General features: G+C 65.4%; 6 protein-coding genes, 1 tRNA gene and 2 pseudogenes. 6 read left to right on the top strand and 3 right to left on the bottom strand.

Features of this window, described 5'->3' with window-relative positions; genetic code table 11:
- A pseudogene (locus tag A5652_RS20760) lies at positions 1-230 on the bottom strand (AraC family transcriptional regulator); the annotation flags it as partial.
- A gap of 109 nt (positions 231-339) precedes the next feature.
- Between A5652_RS20760 and A5652_RS20765 the strand changes: the two are divergent.
- The 4 genes from A5652_RS20765 (at position 340) to A5652_RS20780 (ending at position 2,455) form a co-directional block, all read left to right on the top strand.
- Positions 340-990: an HD domain-containing protein gene (locus tag A5652_RS20765; RefSeq protein WP_067355967.1), complete on the top strand. Its 651-nt coding sequence runs from the start codon at positions 340-342 to the stop codon at positions 988-990.
- Between the two features lie 16 nt (positions 991-1,006).
- Entirely contained in the window at positions 1,007-1,711 is a 705-nt protein-coding gene (locus tag A5652_RS20770) for a nitroreductase family protein (protein ID WP_067355970.1), read from the top strand.
- Positions 1,712-1,761: 50 nt separating this feature from the next.
- On the top strand, positions 1,762-2,298 hold the full coding sequence (locus A5652_RS20775; protein WP_067355974.1) for a cupin domain-containing protein: 537 nt from the start codon (positions 1,762-1,764) through the stop codon (positions 2,296-2,298).
- An 80-nt stretch (positions 2,299-2,378) separates the two neighbouring features.
- A tRNA-Met gene (locus A5652_RS20780) sits at positions 2,379-2,455 on the top strand.
- A gap of 44 nt (positions 2,456-2,499) precedes the next feature.
- Here A5652_RS20780 and A5652_RS20785 read toward each other — a convergent pair.
- Both A5652_RS20785 and A5652_RS20790 read right to left on the bottom strand, forming a co-directional pair.
- Positions 2,500-2,988: a glutathione peroxidase gene (locus A5652_RS20785; protein ID WP_067355978.1), complete on the bottom strand. Its 489-nt coding sequence runs from the start codon at positions 2,986-2,988 to the stop codon at positions 2,500-2,502.
- Between the two features lie 20 nt (positions 2,989-3,008).
- Positions 3,009-3,545 carry a hypothetical protein gene (locus A5652_RS20790; protein WP_067355981.1) on the bottom strand — a complete coding sequence of 179 codons (537 nt, stop codon included), beginning with the start codon at positions 3,543-3,545 and terminating at the stop codon, positions 3,009-3,011.
- A gap of 93 nt (positions 3,546-3,638) precedes the next feature.
- Here A5652_RS20790 and A5652_RS29265 point away from each other — a divergent pair.
- A pseudogene (locus A5652_RS29265) lies at positions 3,639-3,725 on the top strand (hypothetical protein); the annotation flags it as partial.
- Positions 3,726-4,037: 312 nt separating this feature from the next.
- A partial coding sequence (locus tag A5652_RS20795; protein WP_156745453.1) for an MlaD family protein occupies positions 4,038-4,400 on the top strand: 363 nt, incomplete at its 3' end.

Consider the following 4,400-nt stretch of genomic DNA (forward strand, 5'->3'; position numbering starts at 1 on the left):
GCGACCATGACGGTGTCGGCGGACTCGATCACTGAGATGCTGTCGGTCACGCCCAACCGCGCCCCGATCGAGCTGGTCACGTCGCGCCCATCCAGGGACGCGATCTTGACGTTGTAGTCGGCGCCGAACCGGTTGGCCTCGACGAAGACCTCACCCGCGCCCGCGACATCCAACAGCGTCACCCCGTCGAAGACGATGATCACCACGACCCGTGTTTTGGCTGCAGCCACGCAGCCATTGTGTCGCTTTCTGTGGAGAGGACGGCCCGAACGGGCAGGGTCGGATTGCCCAGGCGGCCGCACACTCATAACTGAGATCACCTGAGAAGGAGACGACAACATGACTACCAGCTCAATCGACACCATCGCCGGCATCCAGGTTCCCGACACCGCGCTGGTCCGCGAGGTCACCGAGTTCATCCGCGACACCGAGGACGAGTTGCTCTTCAACCATTCCCGGCGGGTGTTCTTCTTCGGCGCACTGCAGGGCCTGCGTCGCGGGCTGCAATCGAACGTGGAGCTGCTTTACGTCGCGGCGATGTTCCACGACCTCGGCCTGACCGAGCGCTACCGCGGCTCCGCCGTCCGTTTCGAGGTCGACGGCGCCAACGCTGCCCGGGACTTCCTGCTCGACCATGGCGTCGACAAAACCGAGGCCGACAAGGTGTGGCTAGGCATCGCCTTACACACCACCCCCGGCGTGCCCGAGTTCATGGCGCCCGAGGTCGCCCTGCTGCAGGCGGGCGTGGAAGTCGACGTAGTCGGCGTCGGCCGCGAGCAGCTCGCTCCCGAGGCGCTCGCCGCGGTGACCTCCGCCCACCCGCGCCCACAGTTCAAGCAACGCATCCTGGCGGCGTTCAACGACGGCATGAAGCACCGGCCGCGGACCACCGACGGCACCATGAACGCCGACGTGCTGGCGCACTTCGATCCCGACTTCGCGCGTGTCGACTTCGTCGACAAGATCCTCAACAACAGCTGGCCCGAGTAGCGGAAGGAGCAGAACAATGGACATTTACGAAGGCCTCTACACCACCCGGATGATGCGCCGGCTGCGCCCTGATCCGATTCCGTTGGACACCCAGGCCCGCATCCTCGACGCAGCCGTCCGCGCCCCGAACGGCGGCAACACCCAGCGTTGGCACTTCGTGGCCGTGGACGATCGGGAACTCATCGGAAAGTTCGCTGAGCTATTTCGCAAGGCCCGCGCCCTCGAATACGAGAAGTTCCAGTCAGGGACGGGACCGATGGTCGCAACGGCGCCCGGTGCGGACCCGGCCGCTCACGCCGCAACCATGCGGCGAATGAAGGGCTCGGGTGATTACCTGGCCGACCATTTCGAAGAGATTCCCCTGTTGCTCTTCGTCTATTCCATCGACGACTACGGCGGCGCCAACATCTACCCGGCGATCTGGAGTGCGTTGCTCGCCGCCCGTGCCGAGGGCATCGGCGGCGTCATGACGATGGTGCTCCGCAACTTCGAGGACGAGGTGAACGAGTTACTGGGCGTGCCCGTTGAGGAAGGCTGGAAGATGTCAGCAATGCTCACCCTCGGTTATCCCTTGGGCAGGTGGGGCGTCGCGGCCAATCGCCATCCCGTGCACGAGGTTTCATCCCGCAACGGCTGGAACAAGTCGTTCGGCATCGAAGTTCCGCAACCGCTGTGGCCGCCGCACGACGACGCGACGACCGGCCTGGCGGCAGCCGGCTGACAAGCGGCCGGCCATTGCAGCGCTGAGATATTCGGAGGAAGGTAAGGCGCATGACCGAGCTCGAAGAGATCGGGGTCACCGTGGTGCAGCCGGGGGAGGGCGAAGTCGTCACCCTCCCGGGCTTCGGGGCGGTGTTCAAGATATCCGGCAAGACCAACGGCGGCGAGGTGTCCATCGTCGAGCACCCGTTCGCGGTCGGCCTGCTCACTGCGGCACACCGGCACACCCGGGAGGACGAGCATTCGATAGTCCTGGCCGGCGAGATCGGCTTTCGCTCCGACGACAGTGAAGTGGTCCTGGGTCCCGGTGGCTACATCACCAAGCCTCGCGGACAGATGCACGCGATGTGGAACGCCGGCAGCGAGCCGGGACGCATCGTCGAAATCATCACCCCGGGCGGATTCGAGAACTATTTCCGGGAACTCGGCGAGCTGCTCATCGAGCACGCCCACGACCCGGCGGGCGCGCCGTTGCACGAGTTGCCCGAGTTCGGCGAACTCGCCGACAAGTACGGGCTCACCTACGGATCGCCGGAGTGGATGGACGACATCGCGCAGCGGTACGGGCTCAACCCGCCGTCACACTGACCGATATCTGGCGTGGCTAGTGCCGCTGAGCGCGCGATTTGGTCGCCATGACACCGGTTCGGTAACCTGGCATTTACCATCGCGGGGTGGAGCAGCTCGGTAGCTCGCTGGGCTCATAACCCAGAGGTCGCAGGTTCGAATCCTGTCCCCGCTACCAGGTAAAACGGCCCCCGGAGATTGTTCCGGGGGCCGTTTTCATGCCTAGCGCGGCAGCACGGCCTCGATGGCGCTGATGACCTCGGGGGCATCGGGCTCGGTGCGGGGCCGGAACCGCTGCACCACCTCGCCGTCGGGGGCGAGGAGGAACTTCTCGAAGTTCCACTGGATGTCCCCGGCCTGGCCGTCGGCATCGGCGGTCTTGGTCAGCTCGGCGTACAGCGGATGACGGTCGTCGCCGTTGACGTCGGTCTTCGCCAGCAGCGGGAATGTCACCCCGTATGTGGTCGAGCAGAACTCCTGGATCTCATCGGCCGTACCCGGCTCCTGCCCCATGAATTGGTTGCAGGGGACGCCGACGACGGTCAGGCCACGCTCGCGATAGTCCTTGGCCAGGCGTTCCAGCGCCGTGTATTGGGGAGTCAGCCCGCATTTGGAGGCTACGTTGACGACCAGCGTTGCGCCGTCTGACAATTCGGCCAGCGTGGTCGGCCGGCCGTCGAGGGTGGTCAGGGCGATGTTGTTGAGGGTCACGCCGACGACGCTAACGCAATTCAGAGCCAGCCGGTGCGGGCGGCGGCGACCGGCTCGGCGGGGGCCGGGGCCAATTCGCCGTTGCGCACACCGTCAAGCAACCGTTTCACCGCGGCGACGATCTCCGGCGCCGCCGCCGCGAGTCCGGCGGTGTCGGCTTCGCTGACCTCATCGGCGTCGACGTCGGCGCGGGCCAGGACGGCGGCCGGGTCGGCCAGCTGCTCGGTCAACCAGGTCAGCGGGTCGGCGGACAGCTCGGGGACGAAGTGGCGGGCACTGGGCTCCCAGCCGTCGAAACGCGGATGGTGATGGGCTCGGTCCAGCGTCCCGGGCGGGCTCTCCGTGGACCCGAACAGGTCCACCCGCCACACCGGGCGGGTGAAGGCGATCGGGACGCCCGCGTAGATCGAGCCCTGCGGCGCGGCCCGGTCGACGAGCCGAAGCTCCAGCCTGACTCCCCGCTCCGGAGTCTCCTGACCCTCGAGCGGGGAAGGGTCGATGAAGTACATATCCCCAACGACCACGCCCAGGGATTCGAAGCCGAACGCTGCGAGCATTGCGCACCTTTCGTTGTCCTCATCGAGCGTAGACCTGGGGTTCTCCGGCCGAGGCACCCGTCGGACTATGTGAACGCCGGTTCGCGCACGCGGCCCTACACCCACCTCGACACCGGATCGCGGTACGCGATCGAGTACGTCAGGTGCCGCCAGGTCGGCGACAACACCATCAACCCGTAACTCAGAACCTAAGGCCGAAGTGTCTGCGGGAGAACATAATTCGCGTTGCAAGATGATCGGTGCGCCCCATCTGCGGGCGCGGTCATTCGAAAGATGATGTTGCGCGCCGGCCGGTTTCCGCCGTTGCTTTGTTTGTGCCACACCATCGCGGTACATTTACTGGTCTTATTCCATAGGTGTACAGGCCAGCGCCGGGTGGCGACGGTCCCGAGGTGAGGGGCAGCGGTGGCGACGGTGGGTTACCCGGATAACCGACCGCGCGGGTGGCCGTCCATCGCCGGAACCACGATTTTCGGGCTCACGGTGTAGGCCATGGAGGGTTCACCCGTTCAGATCAACGACTCGCGAGAGCCGCCGTACCGGTTCATGACCTTTGTCGTGGTGGTGGTTCTCGCCGTGATCTTCACCCTGGTTTACATCCAGTTCCGCGGAGGTTTCACTCCCAAGACCGAGTTGACGATGTTGGCGTCGCGGGCCGGGTTGGTGATGGATCCGGGTTCGAAGGTCACGTACAACGGGGTGGAGATCGGCCGGGTGGGGTCGATCTCGGAGACGGTGCGCGACGGCAAACCGGCGGCAAAGTTCATTCTCGAGGTGCATCCGCGGTACTTGAAGCTGATCCCGTCGAATGTGAACGCCGATATCAAGGCGACGACGGTGTTCGGCGGCAAGTAT

Source organism: Mycobacterium sp. 1165178.9 (genome assembly GCF_001673555.1).
Lineage (GTDB): Bacteria > Actinomycetota > Actinomycetes > Mycobacteriales > Mycobacteriaceae > Mycobacterium.

Coding starts and splice junctions, on each gene's coding strand:
- A5652_RS20765 (WP_067355967.1), top strand. CDS start 340: ATGACTACCAGCTCAATCGACACCATCGCCGGCATCCAGGTTCCCGAC.
- A5652_RS20770 (WP_067355970.1), top strand. CDS start 1,007: ATGGACATTTACGAAGGCCTCTACACCACCCGGATGATGCGCCGGCTG.
- A5652_RS20775 (WP_067355974.1), top strand. CDS start 1,762: ATGACCGAGCTCGAAGAGATCGGGGTCACCGTGGTGCAGCCGGGGGAG.
- A5652_RS20790 (WP_067355981.1), bottom strand. CDS start 3,545: ATGCTCGCAGCGTTCGGCTTCGAATCCCTGGGCGTGGTCGTTGGGGAT.